Raw genomic sequence first — 15818 nt, 5'->3', positions numbered from 1 at the left:
CCGAGCAGAAGGGCTTCCTGCAGGCGCAGAAGCAGGTTCAGCTCGAGTCCCAGATCATGAGCACCATCACGAACCTCATGAAGAAGATGGACGACATGGCGATGGCCGCCGTGAACAACCTGAAGTAGTCCTTCGCAGGTTGTTGGTTTCGCTCCGGCCCCGTGCTGGTGCCCCTCGGGGTACCGGTTCGGGGCCGGTGGCGTTTCCGGGCCTGGCCGCGTGAGGCCTCCGCTGGAAAGGATCCGGAAACTTCCACTAGGCTCACGTCGATAACCCTGGAAACGCAGCACTCAGAGACGAGGTTTGGATCATGGGCTCCTCCCCGATTAACGGTTCCGCTCCCCGCGTCGGAATCACGACCACCTCCGCCGCCAAGCCGGCGACCGGCTCGCAGGCTCTCGTGCAGCAGGAGAACCTGCTCCGCTCCATGACGGACTCGCTCGCCAAGGGCCTCCAGGCGCTCCAGGCGAAGAGCGCCCCGGCCGCTGGCGCCGCTGGCCAGACCCAGTCTGCCGGTCAGACCCAGGGCTCCGGCCAGAGCCAGAAGTCGGCCCAGGGCGACAAGCCCACCGCCGAGCAGGCCATCCAGGGCCTGGCGGAGAAGTACAAGGACTACGTGGGCAGCCTGGGCGAGAAGGCCGGGACCCGCGCGCTGGACAAGGCGCAGAAGACGGTCGCGGACTTCATCGCGAAGAACCCGAACGCCTCCGCGGAGGAGATCAACAAGGAGGCCGAGAAGGCCTTCAACAAGGAGACCAGCTCCGAGTACATCTTCAAGAGCGTCATCGAGAAGTCGATGAGCGACACGATGGCGAAGGTCCAGGAGCGGATCGACGAGGCGGGGTGAGGTCAGCCCTCGCTGAGAAGGGGACCCCGTCTGGAACTGGCGGGGCCCCCGGGCTAGACTCCCCCGCCGCTGCTGTCCCCGCCCCGGTGAACGCGCCGATGACGACTGAATCCAAGGCCACGGTGTCGAACGACAACGAGAAGCCCCTGTCCGGACCGGAGATGCTCGAGCGGGCCACGGAGGGTTTCAACCTCTTCCAGGACGGGAACTTCAACGAGTCGCTGGCCGTCTTCGAGAAGCTTTCGGTCATGGACCCGGGTGAGGCCTACTTCCAGACCGCTCTGGGCGCCTGCCACCTGGCGCTGGAGGACCTGGACGCCGCCGTGGCGTGCTTCAACCGCGCCATCGAGTTGGATCCCGCTGACATCACCCCCTTCGTCAACCGGGGCGAGGCGTTCCTCCGTCAGGGCCGGACGACGGAAGCGGCCCGTGACTTCCAGCATGCCGTGTCGCTGGACCCCGACGACAAGGACCCCCTGAGCCGTCGTGCGCGCATGCTCGCCGCCGCGGCCCTGGAGAGCTCGGACGAGGCTTCGGAATCCGAAGCCCCCGAGGACCACTCGTAGGCTGACCGCAGGCTCCCTCGCCGGACAGGTGAGGGATGGCCCCCCCTTGGGCTCGGGGGCGCGCACGGATTAGGATGGCCCCGCCGATGGCCAACGCCGATCCGAACAGCTTCCTGAACAAGTACTCCGACATCGTCCTGGCCGTGGTCGTCGTGGCCATCGTCGCGATGATGATCGTCCCGCTGCCGACGATCATCCTGGACGTGTTGCTGACGATGAACATCAGCATCTCGGTGATCCTGCTCCTCATCTCCCTCTACGTGCCCAGCCCGCTGTACCTGTCGTCGTTCCCGACGCTCCTGCTGATCACGACGATGTTCCGCCTGTCGCTGACCATCTCCACCACGCGACTCATCCTGCTCACCGGCGACCCGGGCGAAGTGGTGGTGGCGTTCGGTAACTTCGTGGTGCAGGGCAACTTCGTCGTCGGCGCCATCCTCTTCCTCATCCTGGTGGTGGTGAACTTCATCGTCATCTCCAAGGGCTCGGAGCGCGTCGCGGAAGTGGCCGCGCGCTTCACCCTGGACGCGATGCCCGGCAAGCAGATGTCCATCGACGCGGACCTTCGCGCGGGTGTCATTGATCAGGATCAGATGAAGAAGAAGCGCCGCGACCTGGAGCGTGAGAGCCAGCTCTTCGGCGCCATGGACGGCGCGATGAAGTTCGTGAAGGGCGACGCCATCGCGTCCATCATCATCACGGTCATCAACATCGTCGGCGGTCTCATCATCGGCGTGACGCAGAAGGGGATGTCCGCCGGTGACGCCGCGCAGAAGTACACGCTGCTCACCATCGGTGACGGTCTGGTCGGCATGATCCCCGCCATCCTCATCTCCACCTGCGCCGGCATCCTGGTGACGCGCGTGGGCGGCGAGGAAGAGGGCGCGCACCTGGGCAAGGACGTGGGCACGCAGCTCACCGCCTTCCCGAAGGCCATCGCCATCGCGGCGGCCATGCTCGTGGGCCTGGGCCTCATCCCCGGCCTCCCCAAGATTCCCTTCTTCCTGCTGGGCGCGGGCGCGGGCTTCGGCGCCTGGTCGATGATGCGCAAGCGCGACGAGGCGATGGCCGCCGAGGAAGCCGGCCCCGCGATGGAGTCCAGCTTCGGCACGCCCGTGTCCGCCGAGCCTCCGCCCAAGGAGCAGCTCAACCCGGACTCGGAGCTGTTCATCCCCGTCGTCACGCCCATCGTGCTGGAGGTGTCCGACGCGCTGGTGCCCTTCGTGGACTCGCGGCAGGACGGCGGCAAGTTCCTCTTCGAGCTCATCCCGTTCATGCGCGACGGCCTCTTCGTGGAGCTGGGCGTGCGCTTCCCCGGCGTGCGCGCGCGCGGCAACGGCGGCCTGCCGCCCGGGGCCTACCAGATTCAAATCAACGAAGTGCCCGTCGTCACCGGCCAGGCCACCCTGGGCCACATCCTGGTGAACGACACGGTGGAGCGCCTCAAGCTGATGAACATCCCCGGCTTCGAGGCCATCAACCCCGCGACGCGCCAGGCGGCCGCGTGGGTGCCCGAGCAGTTCCGGGAGATGCTCGAGTCCGCGGGCCTCACCACCTGGGACGTGCCCGGCTACATCATCCTGCACACCGCCGCCGTGCTCCGGAAGAACGCCCGTGAGTTCGTGGGCGTGCAGGAGACGCAGACGATGCTGGAGCAGCTGGAGAAGGCGTTCCCGGCCATCGTCAAGGAAGTCGTCCCGAAGATCGTCAACGTGCTGAAGCTGACGGACATCCTCGGGCGCCTGGTGGAGGAGGAGCTTTCCATCCGCGACCTGCGCGGCATCCTCCAGGCCCTGTCCGAGTACGGGCAGGTGGAGGCCGACAACGTCATGCTCACCGAGCATGTCCGCGCCTCGCTGCGCCGCTACATCTCCCACAAGTACGCGCGCGGCACCGGCACGTTGGTGGTGTACCTGCTCGACCCGAACATCGAGGAGGCCATCCGCAGCTCCATCAAGCGCACCTCCGCGGGCGCGCACCTGGCGCTGGAGCCGGAGATTGCCCAGGAGATCGTCGGCGCGGTGCGCTCGGAATGCGGCCACCTGCCGCCCAGCGCCCAGCGCCCCGTCATCCTCACGGCGATGGACATCCGCCGCTACGTGCGCAAGCTGCTGGAGTACGAGTTCAACCCCTCGTTCTCCATCCTCAGCTACCAGGAGCTGTCCCCGGACCTGAACATCCAGCCGGTGGCGCGCATCTCCTCCGGCCGGTAGCGGCCGGAAGCGTGTGAAAGAACCAAGGCCTCCGCTGCTTCAGCGGGGGCCTTGTCGTTTCCGGGGGAAGGAAGGGCAGGGCGGTCGCCGTGGCGCGCGAAGGGCGCGGCTCAGGCGCCCGCGAGCACGGCGATCATCAACACCAGGAAGCTCAGCCCCACCACGCCCATGACGATGAGCGGGACGAGCTTCTTCTTGTCCGCCAGCGCGGACACGGCCTCCGGGGCGGGCTCGGGCTCCGGCATGGGCATCTCCTCGCCACCGTCAGGCTGCGGCTCCTCGGAGGAGGACGCGGACCCATCCTCGGAAGACGGCTGCTCCTCCGGCGGCGCGGGGGCGGGCTCCGGCTCCGGTTCGGGCTCCGGCGGGGGCGGCTCCTCGCGGCGGGGCGGGGAGGGGCGCGGCGGCGACGGGGCCGGCGCGCTGACGGGGCTCTCCGCGGCGAGGCTCACCGCGGGCTCGTCAGGGGGCTCGGCGGGGTCCACGTAGACGAAGCGGGTGGCGCCAATCTCCAGCTCGTCGCCGTCCTTGAGCGCCTTGCGGTTCACCCGCTTCTTGTTGACCTTGATGCCGTTGCGGCTGCCCAGGTCCTCCACGTGCGTGCCGGACCAGTCGCGGCGCACCTTGGCGTGCTTGCGGGAGACGAGGTCGTCCTTGAGGATGACGTCGGCTTCCTTCTCGTCGCGGCCGAAGACGTGCTCCTGGGCCTCGGAGATTTCAATGCGCTGGCCCTCGCGCGGGCCGTTCATGTAGCGCAGGAAGCGCTCCTCGCCGCCGGCGAGGCCGCGCATCGCGTCCTTCAAGATGCCGCGCGCGAGGAAGGACGTCTTGTCGCTGACGTCCGGGGCAATCTCCACGACCTTGTCGAAGCGGACGTCGTACTGCGCGATGGCGATGACGTCGCCGTTGCGCAGCAGTTCCTTCTCCCCCTTGGGGAGCGCCTTGCCGTTGATCTTCGTGCCGTACGCGCTGCCCAGGTCCTCCAGGAAGTAGAGGGTACCTTCCTGGATGATGCGCGCGTGGTTGCGCGACACCGCCTGCTGCGGGAGCACCACCTGGCAGGTCTTGTCCCGCCCCAGGGTGATGACGGAGTCGTCGAGGACGACCTCTTGGCCCGAGGCGCCTCCGGCCTCGCTGCGCTGTGTGACGGTCAGACGGACGCTCATCGCGTGTGTCGCTACCCCAAGGGACGGCTAGAACGAGTCGTTGGCGAGGAATCTCTCACACGTCGTGTACTCGGTGGGGAATTCCTCGGAGGTACCAAACTTCATGAAGTTCTTGCACGCCGTCTGAGCGTGGGTCTGCTTGTGGGCCTCGGAGAAGATCTGGAAGAGGCCGAAGTGACAGGGCGCGAACTTGGCATCCAGCTTCACGCACTTGCGGTAGGCGCTCTCCTCCTCCGCGAGGAGGCCCTTCTCACGGTACTGGCGCGCGAGCAGGTACATGGCCGGGGCGCTGTTCTCCGCCGTCTGGGTGTCCTTCAGCTCCTTGAGGGCGGAGTCGGTGAGGGCCACCTTGCGCTGGGCGACGGCGAGGCTGTTGAGGCAGCTGGAGTTCTTCTCATCCAGGCGGGCACAGTTGCCAAAGGCCTCGCGGGCCTCCGCGAAGCGGCTCTGCTCCATCAGCACCGTGCCCAGGTCGTGCCACACCTCCGAGGAGTCCGGAGTGAGCTGGGCGGCCTGGGAGATGTGCTCGAAGGCCGTCTCCAGGTCCTTGTCCTCGTAGGCCATGATGCCGAGGTTGTGGTGGGCGTTGGCCACGTTGGGGTTGACCGCGAGCAGCGTGTCGAACTCCTTCTTGGACTCCTTCTTCTTGCCCATCTTCATGTAGGTGAGGCCCAGGTCGTAGCGCGACTCCAGGTTGTCCGGGTTCACCTGCAGGGCGCGCTTGAAGTTGTCGTGGGCCTTTCCGTAGGCGCCTTCATCCAGGTAGAGGACGCCCAGGTTCTGGTAGGCCTGCAGGTGCTCCTGGTTGAAGCGCAGGGCCTTGATGAAGAACTCCTTCGCCTTGCCCTTGTTGCCCGAGTACATGGCGATGAGGCCCTTGTTGGCCCACAGGTCCGCGTACTGGGGGGAGAACTCCAGGCCCAGGTTGCAGTAGGTCTCCGCCTTCTGCAGGTCCCCGTTGGCCATCTCCTGCGCGCAAAGCTCATTGTTGATGAGCGCCCGTTCGTGCGGGGGCGGCGTGCTGAGACAGGCGGTGGTGGAGAGGGAAACGGCGGCGGTCAGCGTAAGGAAGAGGCGAAGACGCATGGCCGGCCGAGTGTAGGAGAGCGCCACCCCGTGAGGCAACGCCGGCCTTGTGCTGAATCAGCGCTGTTTTCCAGGGGTTAGGCCGGCTGTAGAGTGCCCCGCCATGCGTACCTACCTTTGTGCTTTCGGCTTGCTCGCTGCCCTGCTGGGCGCGGCTCCTGCTCACGCGCAGTTCTCCAACCGGAGTCTGGGCCTGTCGCTGGGCTACATGGACTTCAAGCGCACCGCGGGCCTCGCGGGGACGCCGTTCATCGGCCTGGAGGGCAGCCTCTACATCGAGAACGGCTTCGAGGTCGTCTCGCTGTCGAAGCTGATGTTCCCGACGGACACCTTCTCCACGCCGGAGAAGCGCGTGGTGGGCCTGGCTCCGTCGCTGGGCATCCGCTACCTGCTGCTGGAGGAGACCATCCGCCCGTACATCGGAACGGATGTGAGCTACCTCATCGTGTTCAAGGAGAGCATCAGCAACTTCGTGGGCATCGGGCCCAACGCGGGCGTGGACTTCTTCCTCAGCGACTCCGTGAGCCTGGGCGTGCGCGCGCAGTACAACTTCTACATCGCGCTCAACGAGGATACGCAGACGTCGCTGACGGGCTCCGTGGGCCTGGCGACGTACTTCTAGGTCCGGACGTGGGCCGCCCCGGGCGAGCCGCCGGGGCGGGCAGCAGGGCGGCGGCGACGAGCAGCGTCCACTTCTCGTCCGAGAGGTGGGCGGGCTTCTCCATGGCGAGCGAGTCCTGGAGCCGTGCGCCCAGCGCGGAGAACAGCGTGAGCCGGGCCTCCAGCCGCAGCTCCTCGCGGCGCAGGGCCGCGGACAGCACCAGCTCCCGCTCCTCGGTGGACAGCCGCTTCACGCGCGAGACGAACAGCGGATCCGCCAGCAGGCCCTCCTCGCCGCGCGTCTCCAGGGCGGAGGGCATCTTGAGGCGCCGTTCGCGCACGACGATGGTGCCGGCCAGTAGGTCCCCCAGCCGCTGGTGCGAACGCGACACGAGCGCGACCGAGCCGCCCACGAGGTAGAGCAGCGGCAGCCGGTCCACCACGCGCGCCAGATTGCGCAGGGCCGCGTGGTAGAAGCCGATGCGCACGCCGCTCTCCTGGATGACCCGGAGGGACATCACGCGCTTGCCCACCGTCTGGCCCGCCCACATGGTCTCCAGCGTGATGCCGTAGCCCCAGTCCACCAGGAAGTAGACGACGATGCCCAGCGCGCTGGCGAACCCCGGGAACGCGGCCATGGCCACCTGGAACACCAGCAGCACCACCATCGCGACGAAGCCGACGATGAGCGCGTCCATCAGCCACGCGAGGAAGCGCGAGTACACCCCCGCCAGCGTGAAGCGGAACTCCACGTACTCCGGGGTCAGCACCGTGTGGGTGCCGTCGAGCAGGGTGTCAGGGGTGGGCGTCACGGCGCCGGAGTGTACGCCACGCGGCCCGCGTTCCGTGGGGCTCACAGGAGTGTCCTTCCGTGGGGGCCGCAAGGACTCCCAGTCCGGAGTCCGACGCCGAGCAGGCGGGCGGCCGACTGCGACGGGAGGGTGGATGCTCGGAGGACCTGAAGAGTGTTATTCGTGAATAGCGGGCTCCACGTTATCCTGTCCGCATTCCCGCGCCCGTGGCCCCTTCTGAACCTTCATCCTGGAACCGCCGCGTCCTGCCGGCGGGTGCGTTCCAGTTCGCGCTCATCGCGGGAGTGACGCAGCTCAAGACGTCCGCGAACGCGCTGGTGTTGTCGCGCTTCGAGTCCCAGGCGCTGCCGTACCTCTACCTCCTGGGTGCGTTGATGACGGCGTCGCTGACGCTGTTGCCGCGCGCCCGGCCGGACGCGCCCACGGAGTCCCCGGGCATCCTCACCGGCGTGGGCGGGGTACTGGCCCTGGGGCTGGCGGCGGCGCTGTCCGCGGGGCAGCGCATGCCGGCGCTGGCGCTGTACCTGTTCGCGGACTGCTTCAGCACGTTCGTGTCGTTCCGCTTCTGGGGCCGCATGGCGTCCGCGTTCGATGCGCGCGAGGCACGCCGGGCCTTCACCGTGCTCAATGGCTTTGGCATGGGCGGCGGCATCGCGGGCGGCCTGCTGGTGCAGGCGCTGGCGGTGCGGCTGGGCACGCCCGCGGTGGTGGTGAGCGGCGCGGTGAGCCTGCTGGCCGCGGGCGCCATCTTCCACCACCTGCACAAGGCGGATCCGGCGCCGCCCCCGCGCACGCGCTCGCTGCAGGCGTGGTTCCCGGCGTGGAGCTACCTGGGGGCGAGCCCCTACGCGCAGGTGCTGGCGGCGCTGGGCATCGCGTTCGCGGTGCTGTCGTCCTTCGTGGACTACCTCTTCCGCCTGCGCGTGGAAGGCACGCTGAGCGAGGACGGGCTGGCGGCGCTGTTCGGCTCGCTGCAGCTGTGGATTGGCCTGTTCTGCGTGGCGTTCCAGTTGCTCGTGGCGGAGCGGCTGCTCAAGCGCATGGGCCTGCTCATGTACCTGGCGCTGGTGCCGCTGGTGCTCGCGCCGCTGGCGGGTGCCACGCTGGCCACCGGGCAGCTGTGGCCGGTGCACCTGTTGCGGCTGGTGGAGACGGCGGTGAGCTACTCCATCCTCCCCGTGGGCATCCAGCTGCTCTACGCGGCGGTGCCGGACGAGCAACGCGAGGGGCTGCGCAGCGCGGTGGACGGGCTGCTGCGCAAGGGCGGCGTGGTGCTGGCGGGCCTGCTGCTCATCGGCGCGGGCCGGGGCGCCAACGGCATCACCATGGCCGTGGCGGTGGTGGGGCTGTGCGCCGCGCTGGGCCTCCTGCTCGTGCGCCTCAAGCCCGCGTACCTCACGGCGCTGGGCGAGCAGGTGGGCGCGCACGAAGAGGAAGAGGTGGAGCTGGGCGGCGAGGCGCAGAAGCTGCTCGTGGAGGCGCTGGGCGCTCCCACGCCGGAGCGGGTGCTGCGCGCGGTGGACATGCTGGAGCAGGCGGAGGCCGCGCCCTTGCGGCAGCACCTGGCCTCGCTCCTCTCCCATCCCCACGAGCGCGTGCAGGAGCGCGGCGTGACGCTGGCCCTGTCCATGGATGCCCGCGAACTGGCGCCCATGCTGGAGCGGCTGGTGGAGGAGGGCCCCCGGCGCCCCCGCGACCAGGCCGTGTGGGCCCTGGCGCGGCTGTCTCCGGAGCGCGCGGAGCGACTGCTGCCGCCGCTGCTCACCAGCTCCGACGTGGGGCTGCGCTGCGCGGCCATTGGCGCGCTGATGCGCACGCAGGGCAACTCCGCGGCGCTGGAGTCCCTGCGCGAATTGCTGGCGAAGGGCGACCACGCACCCGTGGCCGAGCGGCGCGAAGTGGCGCGGCTGTTGGGCCGGCTGAAGGACCCTCGGTTCGCGGGGCCGCTGTCGCTCTACCTGGAGGACATGGACATCTCCGTCCGGCGCGTGGCGCTGGTGGCGGTGGGCGAGGGCGGCTACGTGGAGCTGGCGCCGCGCCTCCTGCCGTTCCTTGGCTGGCGCGAGGAGCGTCCGGCCGCTCGTGAGTCGCTGGTGCAGTTGGGTGACGCGGTGACGCCGCTGTTGGAGCTGCAACTCAACAACAAGGCCGCGCCGCTGGCCATGCGGATGCAGCTGCCCCGCGTGCTGCGCGGCATCGGTTCCTCCGCGGCGCTCAACGCGCTCCTGTTCTCCAACGTGCGCGACGACGCGGCGCTGCACTTCCGCATTGGCGCGCAGTTGTCGCGCCTGCGTGAGGAGCAGCCGGACCACCCGGTGGACGTGGACCGCATCCACGAGGCGCTGGGCCGCCGCCGCGACACGTACCGCCAACTGGTGGGGGCCTTCCGCGACGTGCAGGCGGCGCTGGGTCCCCAGTCGCTGCTCACCCGCGCGGTGGGCGACCGGTTGGATCAAGCGCTGGAGCTTTCGTTCTTCCTCTTGGGCCTCCTGCACCCGCCGCAGGCCATGCGCCGCATCCACCAGCACCTGGTGGGCAACGATTCGCGCCGTCGCGCCTATGCGTTGGAGCTGCTGGAGAACCTGGTGGCGCAGGAGGAGCGCGAGCTGGTGATGGAGCAGGTGGAGGCCCACCACCGCGAGTTGCCGCCTGGAGCGCCGGGCCGTCTGTGGCGGCGGCTGGCGGGGCTCGTGCAGAGTGAGGACCTGGTGCTGCGCGCGTGCGCCCGCCATGTGGCGCGGGTGAACGGCCTGGACGTGCTCCCGCAGGAGGGTGACATGAGCGATACCATCGTCCAACGGATGTTCGCCCTGGAGGGCGTGAGCGTCTTCTCGCAGAGCGACGTGGATGACATCGCCGCCATCGCGGAGGTGGCGCGCGAGGCGTCCTACAAGACGGGCCAGCGGCTCTACAGCCAGGGCGACCCGGGCGACGCGCTCTACGTCATCGTCGAGGGTGCGGTGGACGCGTTCCGCAACGGCGAGCACGTGCTGCGCTTCCAGGCGAAGGAGGCCATTGGCGAGGTGAGCCTGCTGGACGGCGCGCCCCGGCCCACGGACATGGTGGCCGCGGTGGATTCGCGCGTGCTCGTCATCGACCGGCGCGACTTCCTGGACCTGCTCGCGGATCGGCCGGAGTTGCTCACGGGCTTCTTCCGCTCCGTGAGCCAGCAGCTCCAGAGCGTCATCGACCTGCCCGCGCGCCGTGAGGAGGGCCAGCGGCTGGAGCTGGGGGCCCCCCAGCAGCCCCACTCGCCGCTGGAGGGCATTGGCGGCCTGCCGCCCGAAGGCAACGCGCCTTCCGACGTGTGAGTCAGTCCCCCGCGCCGTGCGCGGGCGGGGCTTCACCGCTCTTGAGCGCGGGCGGCTGCATGGGGTCCAGGCCGATGAGGTGCGCCGAGGCCACCGGGATGAACGGCCGCGTGAAGCAGCGGAACGGCGGGATGCTGCCCACGAACCGCGTGAGCGCGAGCCCCGCGAAAACCCACGGCTGACGCTCCACGACGGCGATGGGCGCGGCGACTCCTTCCGAGCGGCGGGCCAGGCGCGCCGCGTAGTTGCGCAGGGGCCCCACGTGCAGGGCGGGCAGCGCGCTCCAGACGCGCACGAACCAGGGCGGACGCGTGACGGGGGCCATCCACGCGCGGTCGCTCTTGGCTGCGGTGAAGACGAGCAGCCACCAGAAGCCCCAGACGCTGCTGAGGATGGTGAACGATTTCGGGAACCAGCACAGCGGGATGCAGAGCAGGAGGATGGCGGGAATCCCCACCAGGAACAGCATGAGGGCCCGCCAGCGGCGCTGGAACTTCGCGCGCAGCCAGGGGACGTTGAGGCGCACGCGCGGGGAGATTTCGGGGTCCTCGGGAGGCACGCCGGTGGCGAGGCTGGCCTCGCGGGAGAGGACCGTGTGGTAGTCGCGCGACAGGGCGACGACGATCCACTGCACCGCGCTCAGCGAGCCGAAGAAGAGCGCCCAGAACTCCCAGCTGCCCAGGAAGAAGATGCCGTTGCGCACCTTGGGCGCGTCGACGTTGAACCCCTTCTTCTGGTGCTCCTTCTGGATGCGCGGGCCCTTCGCGTTCACCTCCGGGACGTCCCGCAGGGCCTCCTCCACCTCCGCCCGGACGATGGCGGAGATCTGGTCGCCCAGGGAGTCCTCCGCGTCCCCGGTGTCGCTCGCGGTCTCGTCGGCGTTCCGCGCGGAACCGGTTTGCGGCTCGGCCGCTGCGTGTTCCTCCTTTGCCTCCTCGACGGCAGTGGCGGCCTCATCCGCCGCGTCCTCGGCGGTGGTGGCGGCTTCTTCCGGAGGAAGGTCGCCAGTCTTGCCCGCGTTGACGGCCTCTTCGACGAGCGCGGTGAGCGCCTTCTTCATGGCGGCCGGATCACCCTTCGCGGCCTCCAGCTCCTTCGCCCGCTGTTCGATACGGGCCTGTGCTTGCTCACGCGCGGCGCGGGCCTCGGGCGTCTCCTTCCGCCGCTCCTGCTTCTTCGCTTCCTGTTCTCCGTCGAACGCGTGGAACGCCCACCCCGCGGCGATGGCCAGCAGGAACGCCGTCTGGAGCGCGGTCACCTTCACGTAGGTGGCGCGGACCGCGGGGCTCGCGAGCGTGACGCGGGCGATGTGGAAGGGCAGGGCCACCCCATAGAAGAACTGGCGGATGCGGCCCTTGGGCAGCTGGCCCTTCGTGGACTGGAAGTGCTCGGCGCCACCCCGAACCTCGCCCCACAGCTCCGAGGCGAAGTTCCGGCCCCGGGAGTCCCCTCGTCCACTGGGAGTCCCGCCGTCCTTCTCCTCCTGTAAAGGCTTGAAATCCTTGCCTTTCATGCCCGTCATTGCCTCACGCTACCACGCTGGGGATGTGCTAAAGGCCCGGCCGTGAACCCGAACCCTCTCTCGCTGCGTCCCTTCCGTCGTCCTTCCCGCCAGCTCACGCTGTCGTCCGGCGCGCTGGTCCTCGCCTTGGGAGCCCTCGCGGGTTGTGAGAAGACTCCCCCGCCGGCTCCGGCCACGCCGCCCCCGGCGGCCGAGCCCGCGAAGCCCGCCGTGCCCTCGGAGGTGACGGTGCTCGTCACCGGCAGCGCCCGTGGCCAGCTCCTGCCCGTTGACGGCAAGGGCGGCGCCGCGGAGCTGATGGGCCGCTGGGTGAATGATGAAAAGCACTGTGCCGGTCCGCTGAAGGACGGCCAGGCGACCTGTCCGGATGCCGGCACGCTCGCCCTGACGACGGGCGACCTGTGGACGGGCCCGGCCATCTCCTCCTTCTTCCTGGGTGCTCCGACGGCCGAAGTGATGGGGCACATGGGCTTTGCGGCCTCCGCTCTGGGCAACCACGAGCTGTCGTACGCCAAGGATTCCTTCCTGAAGAACCGCACGGCCGGGGGCTTCCCCTTCCTGGCCGCGAACCTGAAGGTGACGGACGCGACGCTGGCCAAGGACCTGTCCATGCCCGCGTTCCAGGTCTACGAGCGGCGGGGCCTGAAGATTGCGGTGGTGGGCCTCACCTCCCAGAAGACGGTGCGCACGGCGATGTCCGGCCGCGCCGAGGGCCTGGAGGTCACCCCCAACGAGGACGCGCTGAGCACGGCCATCCCCGAGGCTCGCAAGGCGGGCGCGGACGTCGTCGTGGTGGTGGCGGACCAGTGCCCCACGGACCTGCAGCCGGTGCTGGCGAAGCACGCGGACTGGAAGGTGTCGCTGGTGGCCGGTGGCCGCTGCGGCACGGACGCCCCGGGCGTGAAGACCGAGGGTGACACCACGTACGCGTCGCTGGGCCGTGGCTTCGATTCGTACCTGCGCGCGCAGCTGAAGTTCGACCCGGCGAAGGCGGCGGGCCAGAAGCTGACTGGCGTGGACACGAAGGTCGTCGAGGTCGCGGGCGGCACGCCGGACGCGGAGACGGCGAAGCGCATCGCGGAGTGGCAGACGAAGGTGGACCAGGCGCTGGGCCGGAAGATCGGCTTCACCAAGACGGGCATCCCGCAGGACTCGCCGCTGATGGCGAAGTGGGTCGCGGGCGCGGTGCGCACGCAGCTCAACACCGATGGGGCCATCCTCAACAAGGGCGGCATCCGCAATGGCCTGTCCAAGGGCGACGTGACGCTGGGCAGCGTGTACTCGGCGATGCCGTTCGAGAACTCGCTGCTCACCGTGAAGCTCAAGGGCGAGGACCTGGCCAAGCAGCTGGCGAACCCGGACGCGCTCGTGGCCGGCTTCACCGCGGCGGGCAAGGGCAAGTTCAAGGACGCCCAGGGCAAGGCGCTGGATCCGAAGAAGGAGTACACGGTCGCCACGGTCGAGTACCTGTACTTCGGCGGTGACGGCTTCGACTTCGAGAAGCTGGACACGGACCCGGCGGAGACGGGCATGGCGTGGCAGACGCCCGTTGTTGAGTGGACGGAGGCCCAGGCCTCCACCGAGGCGAAGCCGCTGGAGAAGCTGGTCAAGTAGCGCTTCCGCGGTCCTGGAGCACCGGGGCGCCGGAGTCCTCCCTCGAAACGGGGAGGGCGGCCGGCGCCTCGCCGTTTCTGGGGCTCGGTTAGAGTGGGCCCATGGAGATGGCGGAGTTCATCGAGACGCGGCGCCCGCGCTGGCAGCAACTGGAGTCGCTGCTGGACAAGTCCGAGGGCGAAGGGCTGCGCAAGCTGAGCCTGGACGAGGCCCGCTCGTTGGGGAAGCTGTACCGCGCCGTCTCCAGTGACCTGTTGTGGGTGCGTGCGCGCAGCGGCTCCGCGGACGTGAGCGCGTACCTCAACGACCTGGTGGGCCGCGCGTACGCGCTGACGTATCCAGGCCGCCGGCCCCGGTTCGCGGACGTGTGGGCCTTCGTGGCGCGCGGCTTCCCGGCGCTCCTGCGTCATGAGTGGCGCATGTACGTGGCGTCGGTGCTGCTGTTCCTGGCGGGCGCGGGCTTCGGCTACGTGGGCATGGTGGTGGATCCGGACGCCGGGCACTACCTGGTGCCCGGGCAGCACGTGAGCCTGGACCCCGTGAAGCGCGCCGCGGACGAGGCCGCGGGCAAGGGCATGACCGTGGAGGAGCAGGCCCAGTTCACGACGTTCCTCTTCACGCACAACATCCAGGTGGCCTTCCTGGCGTTCGCGCTGGGCGTCACGCTGGGGCTGGGCACGGCGGTGATGCTGTTCGTCAACGGCCTGTTCCTGGGGGCGCTCGCGCAGGTGTACGCGGCGAAGGGGATGGCGGGGTGGTTCTGGGCGTGGATCCTCCCGCACGGCATCCCGGAGATTTCAGCCATCTGCATCGCGGGCGCGGCGGGGCTCGTCATCGCGCGGGGCATGGTGGCCCCGGGTGGGTTGTCTCGCGGGCAGGCGCTGCGCAAGGAGGCGGTGACCGCGGTGAAGATGCTGTTCGGCACGCTGGTGCTGTTCGTGCTCGCGGGCTTCATCGAAGGCACCGTGTCGCAGATTCATCCTCCGAAGCTGTCGGTGGCCTTCAAGGTTGGCTTCGCGCTCACGGTGGGGGCGGGCGTCTACGCGTACCTGCTTTCGGACTGGATGCGCGGTCGGCGCGGGGATGCGCGTGCGACGGCGGAGCTGGTGGGATGAGCGGGCCGGACCTGTCCGTGCCTCCGCTGCCGCGTGAGCCGGAGGTGCTGATTGAGTGCCCGCGCTTCTCCATGGTGAAGCGGCGCGCGGATGGCTCCGTGGACTTCGTGTCGCCGCTGCCGTGTCCGTACAACTACGGGTCCATTCCGGGCCTGCTGTCGGATGATGGGGACCCGCTGGACGCGGTGGTGCTGGGGCCTCGGCTTTCGCAGGGGCAGCGGGTGCGCGTGCCGGTGGTGGCCGTGCTGGGCTTCATCGATGCGGGGAAGGGCGACCCGAAGGTGGTCTGCGGGACGCATCCGATGACGCCCTCCGAGCGCGTGGGCCTGGAGCGCTTCTTCCGGGTCTATGCCCTGTTCAAGCGGGGGCTGCACCGCGTGCGCGGCGACGTGCCCGACACGCGCTTCGTGGGCTGGCTGAGCGAGAGGCCCGAGGCCTAGCCGAGGGCCTTCGTCATCTTCAGGACCCGGTTCATCCGAAGGCCCTGCTCGATGGGGCCCACCCACTGCTCTGGTTGGAAGCCCACGCGCGTCCAGAAGCGGCGCCCGGCGTCGTTGTGCTCCACCACCGCCACTCGCAGCAGCCGGCCACCGTTCGCGCGCACGTAGTCCGCGTAGGCGCTCAGCACGGCCTCACCCCGGCCGTGGCCTCGGGCTTCCGGCGCGAGGAGCAGCAGGCCGATGTACCACTCACCCGGTGCCGGGAAGTCACGCAGGGCTTCGAGCATTCCCGCGAGGCCGCCCTGCGCGTCGCGAAGCGCGAAGAGGTGACCCTGGCCGGGCGCGAGCGTGGGAGGCCGTCCGCTGGGGATGTTCCGGGCTTGATCCGGGAGCGCGGGGCGACCGTAGGCGATCTGGTGGTAGTCCTCGCAGCGGTCGAGGAGCGGCTGCACGAGGTGCGTGTCGCTGTCGTCGACGGGGACCGCCGTGAAGTCCGCCGTCTGGAATGCCGTCCGGATCATGTGGC

Annotated in this window: 13 protein-coding genes; 8 read left to right on the top strand and 5 right to left on the bottom strand. The window is 69.3% G+C overall.

Features of this window, described 5'->3' with window-relative positions:
- The first annotated feature begins 310 nt into the window (after positions 1-310).
- The 3 genes from D7Y04_RS16910 to sctV all read left to right on the top strand — a co-directional run bounded on the left by D7Y04_RS16910 (position 311) and on the right by sctV (position 3626).
- The gene (locus D7Y04_RS16910; RefSeq protein ID WP_121759985.1) at positions 311-847 is read left to right on the top strand and encodes a hypothetical protein; all 537 of its coding nucleotides are present in this window, start codon (positions 311-313) and stop codon (positions 845-847) included.
- A 98-nt stretch (positions 848-945) separates the two neighbouring features.
- On the top strand, positions 946-1413 hold the full coding sequence (locus D7Y04_RS16905) for a tetratricopeptide repeat protein (protein WP_120599198.1): 468 nt from the start codon (positions 946-948) through the stop codon (positions 1411-1413).
- Positions 1414-1499: 86 nt separating this feature from the next.
- On the top strand, positions 1500-3626 hold the full coding sequence (sctV, locus tag D7Y04_RS16900; RefSeq protein ID WP_120580923.1) for a type III secretion system export apparatus subunit SctV: 2127 nt from the start codon (positions 1500-1502) through the stop codon (positions 3624-3626).
- A gap of 110 nt (positions 3627-3736) precedes the next feature.
- Here sctV and D7Y04_RS16895 read toward each other — a convergent pair whose 3' ends face one another.
- A complete protein-coding gene (locus D7Y04_RS16895) occupies positions 3737-4792 on the bottom strand; it encodes an FHA domain-containing protein (RefSeq protein WP_121759984.1) in 1056 nt (351 codons plus the stop codon).
- A gap of 27 nt (positions 4793-4819) precedes the next feature.
- A complete protein-coding gene (locus tag D7Y04_RS16890) occupies positions 4820-5878 on the bottom strand; it encodes a lipopolysaccharide assembly protein LapB (RefSeq protein ID WP_169828269.1) in 1059 nt (352 codons plus the stop codon).
- A 103-nt stretch (positions 5879-5981) separates the two neighbouring features.
- On the opposite strand from D7Y04_RS16890, the gene D7Y04_RS16885 reads away from it, so the two are divergent.
- Complete coding sequence (locus D7Y04_RS16885) at positions 5982-6500, top strand: hypothetical protein (RefSeq protein ID WP_120581588.1); 519 nt, start codon at positions 5982-5984, stop codon at positions 6498-6500.
- Here D7Y04_RS16885 and D7Y04_RS16880 read toward each other — a convergent pair.
- On the bottom strand, positions 6442-7290 hold the full coding sequence (locus D7Y04_RS16880; protein WP_121760245.1) for an RDD family protein: 849 nt from the start codon (positions 7288-7290) through the stop codon (positions 6442-6444). The two genes, D7Y04_RS16885 and D7Y04_RS16880, sit on opposite strands and share 59 nt — an antisense overlap.
- Positions 7291-7496: 206 nt before the next feature.
- Here D7Y04_RS16880 and D7Y04_RS16875 point away from each other — a divergent pair, with 206 nt between their 5' ends.
- Positions 7497-10601, top strand: a complete 3105-nt coding sequence (locus D7Y04_RS16875; RefSeq protein ID WP_121759983.1) for a cyclic nucleotide-binding domain-containing protein — start codon at positions 7497-7499, stop codon at positions 10599-10601.
- 1 nt (position 10602) lies between these two features.
- Here D7Y04_RS16875 and D7Y04_RS16870 read toward each other — a convergent pair whose 3' ends face one another.
- On the bottom strand, positions 10603-12114 hold the full coding sequence (locus tag D7Y04_RS16870; protein ID WP_147477124.1) for a hypothetical protein: 1512 nt from the start codon (positions 12112-12114) through the stop codon (positions 10603-10605).
- Positions 12115-12420: 306 nt separating this feature from the next.
- Between D7Y04_RS16870 and D7Y04_RS16865 the strand changes: the two genes are divergently transcribed.
- The 3 genes from D7Y04_RS16865 (at position 12421) to D7Y04_RS16855 (ending at position 15292) form a co-directional block, all read left to right on the top strand.
- A complete protein-coding gene (locus D7Y04_RS16865; protein WP_370457149.1) occupies positions 12421-13737 on the top strand; it encodes a bifunctional UDP-sugar hydrolase/5'-nucleotidase in 1317 nt (438 codons plus the stop codon).
- 101 nt (positions 13738-13838) lie between these two features.
- The gene (locus D7Y04_RS16860) at positions 13839-14852 is read left to right on the top strand and encodes a stage II sporulation protein M (RefSeq protein WP_120599345.1); all 1014 of its coding nucleotides are present in this window, start codon (positions 13839-13841) and stop codon (positions 14850-14852) included.
- The gene (locus D7Y04_RS16855) at positions 14849-15292 is read left to right on the top strand and encodes an inorganic diphosphatase (protein ID WP_121759981.1); all 444 of its coding nucleotides are present in this window, start codon (positions 14849-14851) and stop codon (positions 15290-15292) included. The genes D7Y04_RS16860 and D7Y04_RS16855 overlap by 4 nt, the downstream gene beginning before the upstream one ends.
- Here D7Y04_RS16855 and D7Y04_RS16850 read toward each other — a convergent pair.
- A complete protein-coding gene (locus D7Y04_RS16850; RefSeq protein ID WP_121759980.1) occupies positions 15289-15813 on the bottom strand; it encodes a GNAT family N-acetyltransferase in 525 nt (174 codons plus the stop codon). The genes D7Y04_RS16855 and D7Y04_RS16850 overlap by 4 nt on opposite strands.
- Positions 15814-15818 lie beyond the last annotated feature (5 nt).

It is taken from the genome of Corallococcus sp. AB038B (assembly GCF_003668955.1).
GTDB classification, from domain to species: Bacteria; Myxococcota; Myxococcia; order Myxococcales; family Myxococcaceae; genus Corallococcus; species Corallococcus exiguus.
Note: the sequence above shows the minus strand (reverse complement) of the source record. Positions and strands in the feature narration are given on the sequence as shown.

What these genes read in the sequence shown, in the direction of transcription:
- D7Y04_RS16895 (WP_121759984.1), bottom strand. Translation starts at nt 4,792, where the DNA reads ATGAGCGTCCGTCTGACCGTCACACAGCGCAGCGAGGCCGGAGGCGCC.
- D7Y04_RS16885 (WP_120581588.1), top strand. Translation starts at nt 5,982, where the DNA reads ATGCGTACCTACCTTTGTGCTTTCGGCTTGCTCGCTGCCCTGCTGGGC.
- sctV (WP_120580923.1), top strand. Translation starts at nt 1,500, where the DNA reads ATGGCCAACGCCGATCCGAACAGCTTCCTGAACAAGTACTCCGACATC.
- D7Y04_RS16855 (WP_121759981.1), top strand. Translation starts at nt 14,849, where the DNA reads ATGAGCGGGCCGGACCTGTCCGTGCCTCCGCTGCCGCGTGAGCCGGAG.
- D7Y04_RS16905 (WP_120599198.1), top strand. Translation starts at nt 946, where the DNA reads ATGACGACTGAATCCAAGGCCACGGTGTCGAACGACAACGAGAAGCCC.
- D7Y04_RS16910 (WP_121759985.1), top strand. Translation starts at nt 311, where the DNA reads ATGGGCTCCTCCCCGATTAACGGTTCCGCTCCCCGCGTCGGAATCACG.
- D7Y04_RS16865 (WP_370457149.1), top strand. Translation starts at nt 12,421, where the DNA reads ATGGGCCGCTGGGTGAATGATGAAAAGCACTGTGCCGGTCCGCTGAAG.
- D7Y04_RS16860 (WP_120599345.1), top strand. Translation starts at nt 13,839, where the DNA reads ATGGAGATGGCGGAGTTCATCGAGACGCGGCGCCCGCGCTGGCAGCAA.
- D7Y04_RS16850 (WP_121759980.1), bottom strand. Translation starts at nt 15,813, where the DNA reads ATGATCCGGACGGCATTCCAGACGGCGGACTTCACGGCGGTCCCCGTC.
- D7Y04_RS16870 (WP_147477124.1), bottom strand. Translation starts at nt 12,114, where the DNA reads ATGAAAGGCAAGGATTTCAAGCCTTTACAGGAGGAGAAGGACGGCGGG.
- D7Y04_RS16890 (WP_169828269.1), bottom strand. Translation starts at nt 5,878, where the DNA reads ATGCGTCTTCGCCTCTTCCTTACGCTGACCGCCGCCGTTTCCCTCTCC.